This window comes from Mycolicibacterium lacusdiani (assembly GCF_021916785.1).
Classification (GTDB): Bacteria; Actinomycetota; Actinomycetes; order Mycobacteriales; family Mycobacteriaceae; genus Mycobacterium; species Mycobacterium lacusdiani.
This window is the reverse complement of the sequence record NZ_JAKCFC010000001.1, coordinates 88,894-104,934: the sequence shown is the minus strand read 5'-3', so window position 1 is coordinate 104,934 and position 16,041 is coordinate 88,894. Positions and strand designations below refer to the sequence as shown.

Here is a 16,041-nt window from a genome sequence, read left to right as displayed (position 1 = left end):
GCGCGATGAGTTATGCGCTCCGGTGCAGTCTGGTCTGCATGGGCAGACTCATCTATGGCTTCAACGTGTCGGTGGACGGATATATCAACGATGCGCATGGCAGCATCGACTGGTCCGAACCGAGCGACGAACTGCACCAGTACTGGAACGACTTCGAGCGGGACACCGCGCTGACGTTCTACGGACGGAAGCTCTACGATCTGATGTCCGCGTACTGGCCGACCGCCGACGAGGACCCCGACGCTCCACCGCTGATCGTCGACTACGCGCGCGTCTGGTGCGGCATGCCCAAGGTCGTGTTCTCGCACACCCTGGAGTCCGTCGACTGGAACTCCCGCCTGGAACGCGGCGATCCGGTTGAGGTGGTGACGAAGCTCAAGGCCGAAACCGAGGGCCAGCTGGAGGTGGCCGGCGCGACGCTGGCGGCGCCCATCGTGGCGGCCGGGCTGGTGGACGAGTTCCGTCTCGTGGTCGCGCCGACCATCGTGGGCGGCGGCACGCCGTTCCTGCCGACGCTGCCGTCGTGGATCTCGTTGCGCCTGCTGGAGAACCGCACGTTTCCAGGTGGGACCGTCCTGCTGCGGTACGAGGCGTCGCGCGCCTGATCGGCTGGCAACGATCTCCTTCTCAGCCGATCTCGTCGACGTCGACGATCGGCGCGCTCCTACCCAACACACGAGGCCCCGGTCCCACGAAGGTATGGACCACCTCCACGGCCCTGCCGAACAAGAAACCCTGTCCCAGCTCGCAACCCCATTTGGCGAGCAGGTCGCACTGCTCACGGGTTTCGATTCCCTCGGCGATCACCGACAGTCCCAAACTGGAGCCGAGAATCAGCACCGCTCGAGTAATGGCTCCGCACCGCGTATCGCGCGGCAACCCGCCGATGAATTGCTTGTCGATCTTGAGGATGTCTATGGGCAGATCGACGATCTTGACCAGACCGCTGAAGCCGGTGCCGACGTCGTCGATGGCGATGCGAACTCCTACCCGGCGGAGCCGCTCCAGATCGTCCTTGGCACGAATGGCGACTCGTCCGGCATAGGTCTCGGTGAGTTCGAGAACGAGTCTGTCGGGTGGGAGTCCGGTTCTCTCGAGTGCCTCGAGCACGTCCGCCCGAAAGTCCCCGGTTTCCAGTTGCCGGCCCGAGACGTTGACGTGCACGGCAGCGGTCGCCATCGGTCCGTCCCACAGTCGTGCGCTTCGACACGCTTCGTAGAGCACATGCCTCCCGATGGCAGGCATCTGGCGGGCCGTCTCGGCGGCCGTCAGGAACTGGGCTGGCGCGAGCAGTCCCCGGGTCGGGTGTTGCCACCGCAAGAGTGCCTCCGCCGCAACGTAGTCGCCGGTGCTGAGATTCACGATGGGCTGGAAGCGCACCACGAACTCGCCGCGGTCCACCGCTCGCTCCAGCTCCGGAATCAGCTGTACCGCGCGGTGCATGGCAGCTTCCTCGGGTGTCTCGGACAGCGCTACGCGGTCCTTGCCGTCGTGCTTCGCGTGGTACATCAGCATGTCTGCCTGCTGTAGCAGCTTCTGTGCCGTGCACCCCGGGTGAGACATCGTCACGCCGCAACTGGCGGAGAGTTGGTCGTAGGTCCCACCACTGGACAGGCCGACGGGACGATGCAGTTCGTCGAGGATGCGTTCGGCGACCGCGCGCAGGTGTGCGACGTCGGTGATCTGCGGGCAGAGGACCGCAAACTCGTCGCCACCGAGGCGCGCGGCGGTGTCCCGCGATCGAATCGACGTCTCGATCCGTCTGGCGACGGTCTCGAGCACGTGGTCGCCCTGAGCGTGCCCCCAGGTGTCGTTGACGGCCTTGAAGCCATCCAGGTCGAGGAAGATGACGCCGACACGGCGCGATTCGTCGCACCCCGGGTCGGCGAGGGCGTTCTCGACGCAGTCCATGAACAGCGCGCGATTCGCCAGCCCGGTGAGCCTGTCGTGCGAAGCCATGTGCCGTAGTTCGGCCTCGGCGAGTTTGCGGATGGTCACGTCTTCGACCAGGCATATGCCGTACGGGTGGGACCCCGGAGGAGCCACTAGTGAAGCCGACACGGCTCCCCACACCGTAGCGCCGTCCGCGCGGCGGAAGGCGATCTCTCCCTCGAAGGAGTCGCCATGGCGCAGTGTCAGCATGTCGGTCAAATCTATTGCGCTGCAATCTAGGTCGACATCTCCGAGCGAGGTCACCGGCGTTCCGAGCACGTCGTCTGCCGATCGGCCGAGAATTCGTGCCATGGCCTGGTTGCAGCGCGTGACACGCCCCGACGGCTGGGGCGTGGTGTCGAACATGAACATGCCCATCGGGGCCGTGTCGAAGGCGAGCCGGAACCGTTCTTCACTCTCGGCGAGTGCGTTCTCGGCCGCCTTCTGTTCGGTGATGTCCGTGGCGACGCCGATGTATCCCGCACAGAGGCCGTCCTCGGCCGTCATCTGCGAGACCGCCAGGCTGACGGCCGCGTGGGACCCGTCACGTCGCACGAACGTCCACTCGCGCACCTCGGCCGTCTCCGGTGTCACGTCGCGCGTGAAGACCTCGAATCCGGCGGCGATGCCCAATTCGGCTGCTCTCGAGCGAACCTCGGAGGCTAGGTGGAAGTCCAACGGCGTGCGGCCGAGCATCTCGGTCTCCGTCCACCCGAGCAGCCGCTCCGCGCCGTTGTTGAACACCGTGATGGACCCAAACGGATCGGTGCCCACGATTGCCTGCTCCGACGCCGCCTGCAGGACTCCGGCGAACAGATCGCGTGCCTCGCGAAGCGCCCGGGCATGCATGCGTTCCGCGGTGACGTCCCGGAAGGCCATGACGCTGAGTGCAGGCTGGCGCACCAGAGGCGCAGTCTTCAGCTCGATGACCCGTGGTGGTTCGCCGTCCAAGACGACGTCCCCCGGGTCACCGCCTGGCGATGCCGATACGAGTTCGCGCACGACGTGGTCGTCGGCGAGGGCTCGGGAATTCCGCAGCACCACGTCACCGGATGGGTCGACGACGATCACGCTGTCGTGGATGCTGTCGAGTACTGCCCCCAGCAGTTCGGAGTCCCGGTCCGCTCGGTCGCGCGCTTGCCGTAGCTGAGCGACGAGACGTCGGCGAGAATCGCGGTACAGCGACAGAGTCAGCACGATCACCGTCAGGCTGCAGACCATTGCCTGCGACAGCATTGCCCGCGCCTCGATGTCGGGGACGATGAAGACTCCCCTGTTCACCAGGGTGGCGTAGACGATCCAGGCGCCCGTCCCGGCGAGGAACGCCATGTTCACGGTGGTGCTGTAGCGCAACGCCAGCCACATCGCGGCCACCAGAGTGAGGAACGCCATCGGAACACCGGTGTTCAGCCAGAAGATCCAATAGAAGACGAAGGCCATGCCGGCGCTCACCACGAGTCCCTCGACGACCGACGAGATCGACGTGCGGGGGCGCTTCCATTCGACGTCGTGCAGCCGTAGCCAGATCGCCAGCCCCAGCAGTGCAGAGGTGCCGTTGCGGACGGCGAAGAGCGCGAAGGTCTGCCCGACCGGAGCATTCGATGCCATGGCCAGGAAGGCCGTCGCGAGGACGGCACCGGCACATGCGCCGGCGGCCACCGCAGCGATGAGACGCGCGAGGTCAGCGGGATCGCGCAGCACGGCGTCACGCCGCCGATGGGTCAGCACCGCGACCGTGACGATCGACAGAGTGACGTTGACCAGCGCGAACCAGGCGCTGAGCAGCACCGGAGCACCGGTCGCAACGTTCATGACGAAGGTCAGCGCACCCAGCGTCGCTACGTGGATGGCACGTTCCCCGCGACCGCATCGCCGCGTGGCGAGCAGCCAGATGATCGCGACTGCTGCAGCCGGCCACACCAGCGCGACCTCTCCCCCGGCCAGCCGGGTCGCCCGACCCGCTAGGACGGCAAGCGCATAGGCCACGGAGAACGAGACCAACATCGCCGCGGAGCGCACGACTCGAGCCATGGAAAACCTACTTCGGACAGCAGCGTCAATATCAGCAAGCATGCATCAAGATCGTGGCTGGGGACGCGAAGCCCATGATCCGGGACCAACGGCGCAGGACGCAGGACCTTCTTCCCTGCTAGGTGGCACGGTCTCCTCGATACGTTCGTCGAGAACATCGGACTTTCGGCGCGGAGGAACCAATGCGCGAGACACCCCCACCCACACCAGCGGTAGTCGTCGGCATCGACGGTTCACGTAGAGCAATCGACGCTGCGCTGTGGGCGGTAGCCGAAGCCGTCGACCGCGACGTGCCGTTGCGTCTCGTGTACGCGATCGAGCCCGATGGCGCCAAGTCACGTGACCCGCAAACCCATGCCCAGGACTTCGGTACGGCCGAATGTTCGATACGTCAGGCGGTGACCGCGGTCGAGTCGACGAATCAGCCGGTGAAGGTCGAGGCGGAGATCGTGCGCAGCACGGCGGCCTCGGCGCTCCTCGAGGCATCGCGAACTGCCGACATGCTCTGTGTCGGCGCCATCGGCTTGAACAGCGCCGCCGGGCGTCGCGGCGGCTCGACCGCAGCGGCGGTCAGCGCGCGCGCTCGTTGTCCGGTGGCCATCGTTCGAGGCGGGTGGGTGCCCACCGCTTCGGGTGCGGGGTGGATCGTGACCGCAGCCGACGGAGACCCCGACGACACCTTCGTAGTGGCGAGAGCGGTCGAAGAGGCGCGTATGCGGTCGGCGCCCCTGCGGGTCGTCAGCAGCCGGCGCCTGACGTTCGCCGATGTCCACGACGCCCAGGCCGCCGAAGAGGGCAGGCGCCTGGCCAGAGCGAGCCTCGAGCGGTCGCTGGGCCGATGGCGCGCAGTGAATCCCGGCATGGTCATCGAAGCCGAGGCAGTGACCGGCGACCTGGTCGACTACATTGCTCGCAACGCCGACGACATACAGTTGATCGTCGTGGGACACGACCGGCGTCACGGCCTTGCCGACATCACCGGGCCGACCGCGAACGCAGCACTACACGGGACCCGCTGCTCCATTCTCGTCGCCGAACCGCACCGAGCCCTGTAGCCCGTCACCCCTGGTTGACAGCCGTCACTTCTGACGCGCGACGATCACCGGCATCCGAGCGCCCTGCGCGACTGCCGAACTCACAGACCCGAGCGACAGTCCCGCCCACCCGCCGCGACCATGACTTCCCACCACCAGAAGCTGCGCCTGCTCTGACTGCTCGAGCAATCGCAGTGCGGGGCGGCCTTGCGCGACGACGCAGTGGACGGTCACCTGCGGGTAGCGCTCCATCCAACTCGCCAAGCGCGTCGACAGCGTCTTGGCTGCCGAATCCTCAAGGGCCGGAATGGAAGAAGCATCGGCGTCGTCACTGCAGACGTGAACGGCTACGACGTCCACCTGTCGACGCGATGCCTCTTCGAAGGCGATGGTGACGGCGAGGTCGGATGCAGGCGACGCGTCGACGCCCACGGCCACGGGGGCATGCGCGGGAGCGGGCATCATGGGGTCCTCGTCGTGTATGACCGCCACGGGGCAGTGTGCCAGGTTCACCAATCCCGACGACACGGAACCGAGCAGCAGCAGCCGTAGCCCGCCAAGGCCGCGCGCACCGACTACGAGAAGACTTGCGTCGCTCGACATGTCGACGATGCCCGGGACGACGGCGTCGGAGACTATTCGGTGGCGCACCGCGATGCCGGGCTCGGCTGAGATTGCGTCGCGAACCCAGCCGAGCGCCTGGTCGACCAACTCTCTCGCCCGCTCCTCTCTGGTGGCCCAGAATGCCGATGACTCGGGAAGGACATGACCAAGACCGACCATGACGGCCGGTAGCACGTGCACGACGGTCAACGGCACGGCGCGCAACTCGGCGTCACGCGCAGCCCAGTCCACTGCCACCCGCGACTGCGGTGAACCGTCGACACCGACCACCACACCGTGGCGCGTCGGTCGAGTGGCAGCGGTCACGGCTCGGTACTCACGATGCGAATCATCGACGGCTGCCGTCGTCGATGATCGAACCGAGTTCGTCGTCCCATACCCGAGATCGGACCGTGTCGAGATGGCTGCGCAGTGCCCAATGGGCACACCCGACCACACTGGCCACGGACGCCCACACGACGATCGCCGCGGCGATGCCCTGTCGCGCCGCTTCGTCCGCCGGCGCCGGTCCCCTGGTCACCTGTCCTGAATCGGACAACCAGACGGGCACGTGGTCACCAACACGAAGTGGACTCGACGATTCCGCAACGCCGTTGTGGTCGATCCCGTCGCTCATCCAACGCACCGGGGTTGCGTAGACGACGTCGTATGGTCCATCGGACCTGGACTTGCTCTTGGCGGTCACCAGTGCGTCTACCTCCGACAGCGTTGCTGCGTGCTCGGCAAGGACTCGCGCCTGAGCATCGCGGACCGATGTGCCGACGGCTGCGCCGACGGGTAGCGCCACGATCACCATCAGAATGCCGACGATCGCCACGATGGATTCGACGCGGTCGCTGATTCGAATCAGCGGACCGCGACGGAAGGCATTCAGGACGCGACTTCTCGGCCAGCGGATCGTGAAGTACTCCATCGCCCATTCCCTCGACGGTGGCACCCGCGTGGCGCCGTTCGGATCAATCGTCGCGCCGTTCGACTGCTATGCCGAGGGCCCAAGGTCACTGTTCGCTTGGGGCAATGGCCACGAAGTGGCGATGCAGCGTGGGACCAACGACGCGTCGACGGTGACCAATGGCTCCTCCAGTAGTCCACGACCCGCCCTAGCGTTCAACGAGACCCGCATATCCGTCCGAGGAAGGATTCGACATGGCCGAACCAACAGTGAAGCCCGTCGTCGTAGGCATCGACGGTTCTGAGCAAGCCCTCTCCGCGGCGTCATGGGCGGTGGGTGAAGCCGTCGGTCGAGGTGTACCGCTACGGCTGCTGTACGTCATCAGGACTGATCTTCTCGGGTCCTTGACGGCCGAACAGTATCGCTGCGCGGTCGAGGAAGCGAAGGCCGCCCTGCATGCGGCACGTGCTGCGGTCGAGCAAGCCGACGATCGCGTCCTGGTGGAAACTGATATCGCACAGGGGAATCCAGCAGGTGTACTCGAATCGGAGTCGGGATACGCCACGATGATCTGCCTCGGTTCGTCCGGTATCGGACGGGTCGGCATCGCGTTCTTGGGTTCGACCGCCGCAAGCGTCGCCGAGCAGGCGCTGTGCCCGGTTGCGATCGTCCGCTCGCCCAATCTCCCCAAGCAGGCTGGTCAACTCGAATGGGTGATGGTGCCCGTGAGCGTCTTCGTGGACAACGACATCATCGAGACGGGGATCGAGCAGGCGCGGCTGTTGAATAGGCCGGTCCTGGCCGTCGGTGTGTGGCGCCCCGAATTCGGTGGTACGCCGTCCGCATCCTTGGATACTTTGGTGACCCAGTGGCAGGAGCGCTTCCCGGACGTTCGCATACATCCAGTGGCGACGGAGAGCGACATGAGTCACTTCCTTCGGCAGAACCCCGACGTGGGTGGGCTCGTGGTGACGGACGCGGCAACGGCACACGACGTGGCAGCGTTGGTCGGCGGCGAGCGTAGCGGCCGGGAAGCTCAGGTGGAGCGGACCGTTCTCGTCGTTCACCGCCGCGCGACCACTCCGGCCCACGCCCGTTGAAGCGAGTCAGCCGAGGTCGAGAGTGGAGTCCGGCTCCGCGCCGAAGGCGAAGTGACGACCGCTGATTCGTGTCGCATCGATCCGAATGAACCGAGTCTTCGACGTCGCCGTCCAGGGCAGCACTTGGGCTTTCTCGGCAAGGGCGATGTCCGCGACGGAGTCGAGTACCGTCGCGTGGCCGTGCACGACGATGCTCCAGCCACGCATGACATCGTGGTCATCGGCCTCGAACGCAACCCACGGATTGATCGATACGCCCACGAGCTTGGCGCCCTCGGCCGTTCGTATCAGTATCGTGCGGCGCTGAACCACGAAGTTCACCGGGAAGATGTCTGGCCTCGAGTCGATGCTCGTCGCGAGCCTGCCCAGCGCGACGCCTGACAATCGATCCCAGCACTCCTGTTCGGTCATCGAGGCAACGGGTTCCGTCTCGGGTAATTGCATCAGTTGAACCTTCGTTCTCGCGACGACAGTGCGTTCGTCTACTGGATCGTTGGTGGATACGTTACGACCGGACCGAGCGTCGAAACTCGGGCCATTGGTCCCCACCGCATACGTCGTTGGTCCTCCTGGGCGCCGCGCACAGCCAGGTCGAGGACCAAGGTCCCTGCGTCGTGTGGCGTTGTCCCCCAGCGCCTTCGGGTAGTCGGTGTCTAACGTATCCGCACATGACCTACGTGATTGGATCGGCATGCGTCGACGTCAAGGACATGTCGTGTGTGCAGGAATGCCCGGTGGACTGCATATACGAGGGTGCGCGGTCGCTGTACATAAATCCCGAGGAATGCGTCGACTGTGGCGCGTGCAAGCTCATCTGCAAGGTCGATGCCATCGAGTACGAGACGGACCTGTGCGAGGGCGAAGTCGCACATTTGAGGGACAACGCCGACTTCTTCTCGGTGATCCTGCCCGGGCGAGACGCGCCTCTCGGGAATCCTGGTGGCGCAGGCAAGCTGGGACCGGTTGGCGTCGACACGCCGCTGATCGCCGCCATGCCGCCGCAGGCCGCCCACCACTGAGCCGTCCGAGTTGGCGAACCGCTCAGTCACGCGGGCCCACGGGCCACACTGCGGCGCAGCGTCTCGATGTCGTGGACGTAGGCTGGTTCCGACGTGGACTTCGGAGCCAAGGTCGTCACGTCTTCAAATGGTCAGGCAGCACAACTGCTGCGCTTCACTCACCGAGTCGCCCAGCGGCCGTCCGGTGTCGATTCGGCGGGCCTCCGCCCATGGCGACGGGTTCGCGTGCAGGCTTCTGGCCAAGTCCGGCGTGATCTCGGATGCGGTGTCGTCGTCGCGGGACCGGATCCGGTCCAGCGCACTGTCCACGTCGAGCACGCATTCCAGTTCTACTGTTGGGCAACCATGTTGGGCGGCAACCTCTCGAGCTCGCTGTCTTTCGACAGGATTGCGCCAGGTTGCGTCGAGGATCACCGTGTGACCGCCGGCGAGTAGCAGCGCTGCCCGACGGAGCGCTTCGGTGTACACCAGTGCCACGTTGTCGGCGCGATATCGGCCCGTGTCCAGGTCCCCAGGCTCACCGCCAACGGCGCCTCGTCCTACGAGTTGCCGGCGCACGTCGTCGGTCGAGACGACACTGGCATCGATGCGGGCCGCCAGTTCCCTGGCGAGGGTGGTCTTCCCCGTGCCCGGATTGCCGCCGACGAGCACCAGTCGCACCGTACCCGCGCGCAGGTGCTCGAGTGCCAGGCCGAGATGCCGTTCGGCCCGTGAAGCGGCGCCGGGATCGCCCTGCCCGGCGCGAATGCAGTCGACCTTGGCACGGACCACGGCGCGGTAGGCGATGAAGAAGTGCGCCAGCGACATCGGTGCCGGATCGCTCGTCTCGCGCAAGTAGGCGCTGAGGAAGAGGTCGGCGAGATCGCGGCGGCCGAGGTACTCGAGGTCCATCGCGAGAAAGGCCGCGTCGTCGAGAACGTCGACGTGACGAAGGTGATCGTCGAACTCGAGGCAGTCCAGTAGGACGGGGCCCTCGGGCATGCTGAAGATGTCGTCGGCGATCAGATCGCCATGCCCGTCCACTATGCGGCGATCCGAGATGCGGCCCGCCAGCAGGACCTGCCGACCGTCGAGGTACTGATGAGCAAGTCGGTCGATCTCGCCGAGGACGTCCGACGACAGCAATGTATCGGCATGGCACCACAGCGCGGTGAGGTTCTCCTCCCATCGGGCGGTGAGCATGGGCACCCGCCCGTCGGCGTCCACGGCACTCGAACGCGCCGCGTCCTCGTGGAACCGCGCCAGGATGCCTGCGATCGCTCGCAGCACGCCATCGACTGGTTCCCCGCGCGTGACCAATGCGGCCAGCCGGCGATCGTCGGGATAGCGGCGCATGACGACGACGGGTTCGGCGGGTTCGTCGGGCCCCGCCCACTGTAGGTGCGCCACGCCGAGGTAGCTGTCCGGCGCGAGGCGGCTGTTGAGCCTCACCTCGTCGGCGCATGCGTGTTCCCGCGCGTGGACGTCGGTGAAGTCGAGGAAGTCGGTCCTGATCGGCTTCTTGGCCTTGAATGCGCGGTCGCCCACCAGGACGACGATGCCGGTGTGTGTTTCCCGGACGGTGGGGGCGTATCCATCGTCCCTTGCGTCGGATGTGTGGGCTGCGGCGTCGATGGAGACTGCGGTCATGCCGGAATGGTGTCGCGTACCGCGTGGCACTCACAGAGGTCTTCGGCCCCCGGCCCGGGGACGAAGGTCATCGAACGCGGTGATGGGGACTGACGGCGACGACGCCGGTGACCAAGGGCCCTGCCCTGCGTGCCGGCGAGAGTCCACGCTGAGGCGGAGCACGAATCGAAGGGATGACCATGCCCAAGACCCACACCCCGCTCAAGGTGATCGAACAGGCCGTTCACCTCGCCTGCCGCGCACCGTCCTATCACAACAGTCAGCCCTGGCTGTGGGAGTACGGCGACCATGAACTGAGGCTCTACGTCGATGCCGATCGTCTGGTGTCGACGGACGGATCAGGTCGCCAGGCGTTGATCAGCTGCGGTGCTGCTCTCGACCACCTTCGGGTTGCGCTTGCGGCGGCGGGGTTTCGCGCGAACGTGGACTACTACCCGAACCCCAATGATCATCGACACCTCGCCTCGGTCACGACGTCCACCATCTCCTATGTCACCGAAGCTCATCGTCGCCGTGCGGAGGCGATCTGGATGCGACACACCGATCGGCTGCCCCTTGCCTCCCCGCCCGACTGGCTGTCGTTCGAGCGTTCGATGCGGGCCGCAGTTGCCGATCAGCCGTCTTTGGTCGACGTGTTGACCGAACTCGACCGAACCGACCTCGAGGAGGCTTCGATGCTTTCCGAGTCCTTGCGCATGTACGACTCCGCATATCACCAGGAGATGCACTGGTGGACGGCCCCATTCGAGGTCTCGGATGGAATTCCGCACGCCGCCCTGGTTTCCGCAGCCGAGAGTGATCGAGTGGCCATCGGCCGGACCTTCCCGGTCACACATCATCGGGAGCGGCGGCTCGAGGTACCCGAGGATCGGTCGACCGTCGTCGTCATCTCGGCGGCCGACGACACGCGTCGTGACGTACTGGGTTGCGGCGAGACCCTTTCGGCCGTCCTCCTCGAGGCGACTCTGGCCGGTCTCGCCACCGGCATCCTCTCTCACGTCACCGAGGTGCCGGCGTCCCGGGACATCGTCGCCGAACTCACGGGCAGGTCGTATCCGCAGGTACTGGCTCGGATTGGTTTGGCGCCCGCGCTCGAGGACGCCCCGGTGCGGACGCCGCGTCGTCCGCTCTCAGACGTCCTGCACTACACCACCAAACCCTCCTAGGCATAGCGGCCAACGGGGATGAACGAGCCAACGACGAATTTCACCCGCATCGTCACCCTGACGATGAACCCGGCACTGGACATCAGTACCGAAACCCGGACCGTGGGACACACCAGCAAGGTTCGCTGCGGACCCGGCCGTTACCATCCCGGTGGCGGCGGGGTCAACGTGGCCAGAGTCGCCACCGCCCTGCAGGCGAGTGCCTCGGCAGTGCTGCCCGTCGGAGGTCTCACAGGTAGGCGAATACTCGAACTCCTCGATGACGAAGGCGTCGACACGGTTCACGTCGACATCGCCGACACCACCCGCGAGAACGTCACCGTGGACGAACTCGCCACGGGGCTGCAGTACCGCTTCGTCCTGGCTGGACCACACATGTCCGCGGACGAACGACACGCGTGTCTCGGCGCGCTCCGGCGAGCCACCGTAGGAGCAGAATTCGTCGTGGCGAGCGGCAGTTTGCCGCCCGGTGTCCCCCCAGACTTCTACCAGACGGTGGCCGACGCGTGCCGCGATCAGGGCTCGTTGTTCGTCCTCGACACGTCCGGCGTGGGGCTCGCCAATCTGACGTCGGGGGCCTATTTGGTGAAGGCGAGTTCGCGCGAATTGAGTGACTGGGCCGGCCGTCCCCTTGCCGGCGAGGACGAACAACTCGACGCGGCAGCTCAATTGATATCGAAGGGCTGTACGCAGAGCATTCTGGTCTCGCGCGGCGCCGACCCCGCACTGCTGGTGACGCCGACTGGGCACCAACGATTCCCCGCCCACGAGATGCCTACCGGAAGTGGGGTGGGGGCGGGCGACGCCATGGTCGCGGGTGTCGTGGTGGGGCTCAGCCGGTGCTGGTCGATGACCGAAGCGGTTCGATTCGGCATGGCGTGCGGCGCCGCGATGATGCTGACCCCCGGCACCGGCATCTGTCGGCCAGATGACGTCTGGCGGTTGTTCGATCAGCGGCCCTATGCCTCACACCCCAATCCATTTTCACCCTCGACCACACCGGAGGGGGCCACCAGGTGATCGAAGCGAGTGCACCCATAATCGTGGGCATCGACGGCTCCGCGGCCGCACTGAACGCCGCACGATGGGCCGCAACGGAAGCCAGGAACGAACTCACGACGATGCGCTTGGTGTTCGCCGTTCCCGAGTCGAGTACGACGGATGACCGTGCCCACGACGTGCGGCGCGCATGTCGAGCCCTTGAGCAGGCGAGTGGTGCCGTCTCCGACCTCGTACCGTCGTTGATCGTCCGAACGGCAATCCGCCACGGCACGCCGGATCGAGTCTTGCTCGACGAATCTCGCGGCGCCGCAATGCTCTGCGTAGGAGCAGAGCCCCGTCGACACGGCGTCGGACTGCTGGCTGCCGCCCTCGCAGAGAAGGCCGCCTGCACGGTCGCGATCGTCCGTGATACCGCCCCTGCTCGAGACGGTGTCGTGGCCGTGGTCCTCGATGACGCACCCGGCAACGATGAGGTCGTGCATCGAGCGATGCGGGAAGGCCGCATGCGGCGAGCGGTCGTTCGACAAGTCGACTGTCGTCAGGACAGCTGGGTGCGGCGCTTCCCGGACGTGCACGTCGAAATGGTTCCGCCGGGCGGCATCCGCACTACCGACCACGAGCGTCCCGCAGTGCCCCAACTGGCGGTCGTCGGCACGGCGGATGCGGCGCGCCTCGGCGACCCGGCGCGACTCGAGAGCCACCCGATCCACGGCTACCCCGACTGCACCGTCTTGGTCGTTCGAGGCTGAAGTCCCGGGTGACTTAGGCCTCGCGATCGGGGACCAAAGCCTCCTCACCTCCGTCGATCGGGTCCATAGCGTCGAATCCGGCGCGTGCACTCACGCCATCGAGACGAGGAACCGGAGGGACGACGATGTCCGACACCCTGATATCACCGCCGCCCGCCACCCGGCCGGGGCGCCGCAGCGCCGGTCTGGGGTTGGCGTCACTGACTGCCATCGTGGTCGGATCGATGATCGGCAGCGGTATCTTCGCGCTGCCGTCCCAGATGGCCGCGAGCGCGGCGCCGGGCCCGTTGTTGATCGGGTGGTCCATCACGGGCGCTGGAATGCTGACCCTCGCGTTCGTCTTTCAGACACTGGCGACCCGCAAGCCCGACGTGGACGGTGGCGTCTACGGTTACGCCCGAGCCGGTTTCGGCAACTACATCGGGTTCACCTCGGCATTCGGATACTGGGTGTCTGCCTGGGTCGGCAACGTGGCCTACCTCGTCCTGCTGTTTTCGACGCTGGGCTACTTCTTTCCCGGTTTCGAGGGCGGCGCAACGGTTCCCGCGATCATCGGCGCATCGGTCGTGTTGTGGACCGTGCACTTTCTGACACTGCGCGGAGTGCAGACCGCAGCGCTCGTCAACGTCGTCGTGACCGTGGCCAAAGTGGTTCCGATCCTGGTCTTCATCGCCATCGCCGCCGTCGGTTTCAAGGCCGGCCTGTTCAGCGCCGACTTCTGGGGCAAGACGACCCAAATCGACGGAGCGCCCCTGGGCGACACGATGACTCAGGTCAAGAACATGATGCTGGTGACGGTGTGGGTGTTCATCGGCATCGAGGGCGCCGCCGTCTACTCGCAGCGCGCGGCCAAACGCCGAGACGTGGGACGAGCCACCGTTCTCGGATTCGTCGGAGTCCTCGCGCTCCTGCTTCTGGTCAACCTGCTTTCCTATGGCTTGATGGCCCAGGCGGAACTCGCGGGAGTACCGGATCCGTCGATGGCAGGGTTGTTGGAGAGCGAGGTGGGCAGCTGGGGCGCGGCGTTCATCTCGATCGGTCTGGTGATCTCGCTGCTCGGTGCGCTGATCGCGTGGGTGCTGCTGTGCGTCGAGATCCTGCGTCTGCCGGCGCTCGAACACGTGATGCCGAAGGCACTGGCGAAGGAGAACCGCCATGGAGCTCCCGCGAATGCACTGTGGCTGACCAACGTCTGCGTTCAAGCCTTGCTGTTGTGGACGCTGGCCAATGAAAGCACCTACACCAACCTGATCTACCTGGCGACCTCGCTGATCCTGCTCCCCTACCTCTGGTCGGCGGCATATCAGGTGCTGCTCGCCGTGCGCGGTGAGACGTATGAGCACGGCCACGGTCGCGGACGGGACATCGTCGTCGGGGTCGTCGCGCTTGGCTATGCCGTATGGCTGGTCTACGCGGGCGGCTGGCAGTACGTCATGGTGGCCGCGATGTTCTACCTCGCGGGCACCGGGTTGTACCTGTGGGCGCGCAGGGAGAGTCGGCTTCCGGCGTTCACCCGGCCCGAGATGGTCGTCGTCGGTGTAGTCGCGCTGACAGCTGTGCTCGCCGCCGGATTGATGGCCACCGGAAACCTGTCCGTCCTGTGAACACTGCAAAGGCCACCGGGCTCGGGGTCTGGTCCGAGGCAGGTCGGCTGCGACGTGTGATGGTCTGTGCTCCCGGGTTGGCGCACCAACGGCTGACGCCGGACAATTGCCACGACCTGTTGTTCGACGACGTCATATGGTTGCAGCAGGCACGACGTGACCACTTCGACTTCGTCGCCAAGATGGTCGACCGCGGCGTCGAGGTCCTGGAATTACAGGACTTGCTCGCCGACGTCGTGGCCAAACCCGACGCCAGGGAGTGGCTGCTCGACCGCAAGGTGACCGACGACCTGGTCGGGCCGGGACTCACTGGTGAGATTCGCGGGTGGCTCACCGAACTCGCGCCGGATAGGTTGGCAGAGTTCCTCATTGGCGGCGTGGCCTATCAAGACGTGCTCGACGAGGTGGATAGCGACTTCCTGTCGATATTCAGCGCCTTGGACCCGGCCGGCTTCGTGCTTCGCCCTCTCCCCAACACCCAGTTCATGCGGGACAACTCCGCGTGGATCTTCGGCGGTGTCACGCTGAACCCGATGTACTGGCCCGCCCGGCGGCAGGAAACGTTGCTCACCGCCGCCGTGTACCGTTTCCATCCCTTCTTCGCCGATGAGGCATTCGACGTGTGGTTGGGCGACCCAGACGGGTCGGCGGTCGACCACGGACTGGGCACCCTCGAGGGCGGTGACGTGATGCCGATCGGCAAGGGAGTGGTCGTCGTCGGCATGGGCGAGCGATCGTCGCATCAGGCGATCACTCAGTTGGCCCGCAATCTCTTCGCTGCGGGCGCGGCCGAGCAGGTGATCGTCGCGAGCCTGCCGAAGACTCGCTCGGCCATGCACTTGGACACGGTGTTCACGTTCTGCGATCGCGACCTGGTGACGGCGTTCGCCCCGGTGGTCGATGGCATCGTGCCGATCAGCCTTCGCCCCGACGACGGGTCTGCATCCGGACTGGACGTCCGGCGGGAGTCGAGAAGTCTCGTCGAGACGATCGGGGATGCGGTCGGCGTCGACTTCCGGGTCGTCACCACCGCAGGGGACGTCTACGGCATCCAACGCGAACAGTGGGATGACGGCAACAACGTCGTCGCGTTGGAGCCCGGTGTCGTGATCGGCTACGACCGCAACATCCTGACCAACACCGCGCTGCGCAAGGCCGGCGTCGAGGTGATCACCATCGACGCAAGCGAACTCGGCCGCGGCCGAGGCGGCGGCAGGTGCATGACGTGCCCGATACTGCGCGACCCGCTCTACACGTGA

The 16,041-nt window shown here is 65.9% G+C and carries 14 protein-coding genes; 9 read left to right on the top strand and 5 right to left on the bottom strand.

Annotation, left to right across the window (positions count from 1 at the left end):
* The first annotated feature begins 38 nt into the window (after positions 1–38).
* The gene (locus LOK44_RS00495) at positions 39–605 is read left to right on the top strand and encodes a dihydrofolate reductase family protein (protein WP_237568029.1); all 567 of its coding nucleotides are present in this window, start codon (positions 39–41) and stop codon (positions 603–605) included.
* Positions 606–627: 22 nt separating this feature from the next.
* Here the strand turns inward: LOK44_RS00495 and LOK44_RS00490 are convergent, their stop codons facing one another.
* The gene (locus tag LOK44_RS00490) at positions 628–3,963 is read right to left on the bottom strand and encodes a bifunctional diguanylate cyclase/phosphodiesterase (protein ID WP_237568028.1); all 3,336 of its coding nucleotides are present in this window, start codon (positions 3,961–3,963) and stop codon (positions 628–630) included.
* Positions 3,964–4,145: 182 nt separating this feature from the next.
* On the opposite strand from LOK44_RS00490, the gene LOK44_RS00485 reads away from it, so the two are divergent.
* Positions 4,146–5,018: a universal stress protein gene (locus LOK44_RS00485; RefSeq protein WP_237568027.1), complete on the top strand. Its 873-nt coding sequence runs from the start codon at positions 4,146–4,148 to the stop codon at positions 5,016–5,018.
* A 24-nt stretch (positions 5,019–5,042) separates the two neighbouring features.
* Here the strand turns inward: LOK44_RS00485 and LOK44_RS00480 are convergent, their stop codons facing one another.
* Positions 5,043–5,927, bottom strand: a complete 885-nt coding sequence (locus LOK44_RS00480) for a universal stress protein (protein ID WP_237568026.1) — start codon at positions 5,925–5,927, stop codon at positions 5,043–5,045.
* Between the two features lie 22 nt (positions 5,928–5,949).
* Positions 5,950–6,534: an Rv1733c family protein gene (locus LOK44_RS00475; protein ID WP_237568025.1), complete on the bottom strand. Its 585-nt coding sequence runs from the start codon at positions 6,532–6,534 to the stop codon at positions 5,950–5,952.
* Between the two features lie 248 nt (positions 6,535–6,782).
* On the opposite strand from LOK44_RS00475, the gene LOK44_RS00470 reads away from it, so the two are divergent.
* Positions 6,783–7,613 carry a universal stress protein gene (locus tag LOK44_RS00470; RefSeq protein ID WP_237568024.1) on the top strand — a complete coding sequence of 277 codons (831 nt, stop codon included), beginning with the start codon at positions 6,783–6,785 and terminating at the stop codon, positions 7,611–7,613.
* A gap of 6 nt (positions 7,614–7,619) precedes the next feature.
* On the opposite strand, the gene LOK44_RS00465 is transcribed toward LOK44_RS00470, so the two are convergent.
* Positions 7,620–8,162, bottom strand: a complete 543-nt coding sequence (locus LOK44_RS00465) for a pyridoxamine 5'-phosphate oxidase family protein (protein WP_308192683.1) — start codon at positions 8,160–8,162, stop codon at positions 7,620–7,622.
* Between the two features lie 119 nt (positions 8,163–8,281).
* Here LOK44_RS00465 and fdxA point away from each other — a divergent pair, with 119 nt between their 5' ends.
* A complete protein-coding gene (gene fdxA, locus LOK44_RS00460) occupies positions 8,282–8,632 on the top strand; it encodes a ferredoxin (protein WP_237568023.1) in 351 nt (116 codons plus the stop codon).
* A 123-nt stretch (positions 8,633–8,755) separates the two neighbouring features.
* On the opposite strand, the gene LOK44_RS00455 is transcribed toward fdxA, so the two are convergent.
* Complete coding sequence (locus tag LOK44_RS00455; RefSeq protein WP_237568022.1) at positions 8,756–10,261, bottom strand: bifunctional aminoglycoside phosphotransferase/ATP-binding protein; 1,506 nt, start codon at positions 10,259–10,261, stop codon at positions 8,756–8,758.
* A 179-nt stretch (positions 10,262–10,440) separates the two neighbouring features.
* Between LOK44_RS00455 and LOK44_RS00450 the strand changes: the two genes are divergently transcribed.
* The 5 genes from LOK44_RS00450 to LOK44_RS00430 all read left to right on the top strand — a co-directional run bounded on the left by LOK44_RS00450 (position 10,441) and on the right by LOK44_RS00430 (position 16,041).
* Entirely contained in the window at positions 10,441–11,427 is a 987-nt protein-coding gene (locus LOK44_RS00450) for an Acg family FMN-binding oxidoreductase (protein WP_237568021.1), read from the top strand.
* Between the two features lie 18 nt (positions 11,428–11,445).
* Positions 11,446–12,447, top strand: coding sequence for a 1-phosphofructokinase family hexose kinase (locus LOK44_RS00445; RefSeq protein ID WP_237568020.1), 1,002 nt, complete (start codon positions 11,446–11,448; stop codon positions 12,445–12,447).
* Positions 12,444–13,178 (top strand): universal stress protein, encoded by a 735-nt coding sequence (locus LOK44_RS00440; RefSeq protein WP_237568019.1) that lies wholly within the window; start codon positions 12,444–12,446, stop codon positions 13,176–13,178. Before LOK44_RS00445 ends, LOK44_RS00440 begins: the two co-directional genes overlap by 4 nt.
* A gap of 125 nt (positions 13,179–13,303) precedes the next feature.
* Positions 13,304–14,782: an arginine-ornithine antiporter gene (gene arcD / locus LOK44_RS00435; protein WP_237568018.1), complete on the top strand. Its 1,479-nt coding sequence runs from the start codon at positions 13,304–13,306 to the stop codon at positions 14,780–14,782.
* Positions 14,783–14,841: 59 nt separating this feature from the next.
* Positions 14,842–16,041: an arginine deiminase gene (locus LOK44_RS00430; RefSeq protein WP_237568902.1), complete on the top strand. Its 1,200-nt coding sequence runs from the start codon at positions 14,842–14,844 to the stop codon at positions 16,039–16,041.

Bases quoted from the DNA above. Each gene is read 5' to 3' on its own strand.
- LOK44_RS00495 (WP_237568029.1), top strand. From the start codon at position 39: ATGGGCAGACTCATCTATGGCTTCAACGTGTCGGTGGACGGATATATC.
- LOK44_RS00490 (WP_237568028.1), bottom strand. From the start codon at position 3,963: ATGGCTCGAGTCGTGCGCTCCGCGGCGATGTTGGTCTCGTTCTCCGTG.
- LOK44_RS00485 (WP_237568027.1), top strand. From the start codon at position 4,146: ATGCGCGAGACACCCCCACCCACACCAGCGGTAGTCGTCGGCATCGAC.
- LOK44_RS00475 (WP_237568025.1), bottom strand. From the start codon at position 6,534: ATGGAGTACTTCACGATCCGCTGGCCGAGAAGTCGCGTCCTGAATGCC.
- fdxA (WP_237568023.1), top strand. From the start codon at position 8,282: ATGACCTACGTGATTGGATCGGCATGCGTCGACGTCAAGGACATGTCG.
- LOK44_RS00455 (WP_237568022.1), bottom strand. From the start codon at position 10,261: ATGACCGCAGTCTCCATCGACGCCGCAGCCCACACATCCGACGCAAGG.
- LOK44_RS00450 (WP_237568021.1), top strand. From the start codon at position 10,441: ATGCCCAAGACCCACACCCCGCTCAAGGTGATCGAACAGGCCGTTCAC.
- LOK44_RS00445 (WP_237568020.1), top strand. From the start codon at position 11,446: ATGAACGAGCCAACGACGAATTTCACCCGCATCGTCACCCTGACGATG.
- arcD (WP_237568018.1), top strand. From the start codon at position 13,304: ATGTCCGACACCCTGATATCACCGCCGCCCGCCACCCGGCCGGGGCGC.
- LOK44_RS00430 (WP_237568902.1), top strand. From the start codon at position 14,842: ATGGTCTGTGCTCCCGGGTTGGCGCACCAACGGCTGACGCCGGACAAT.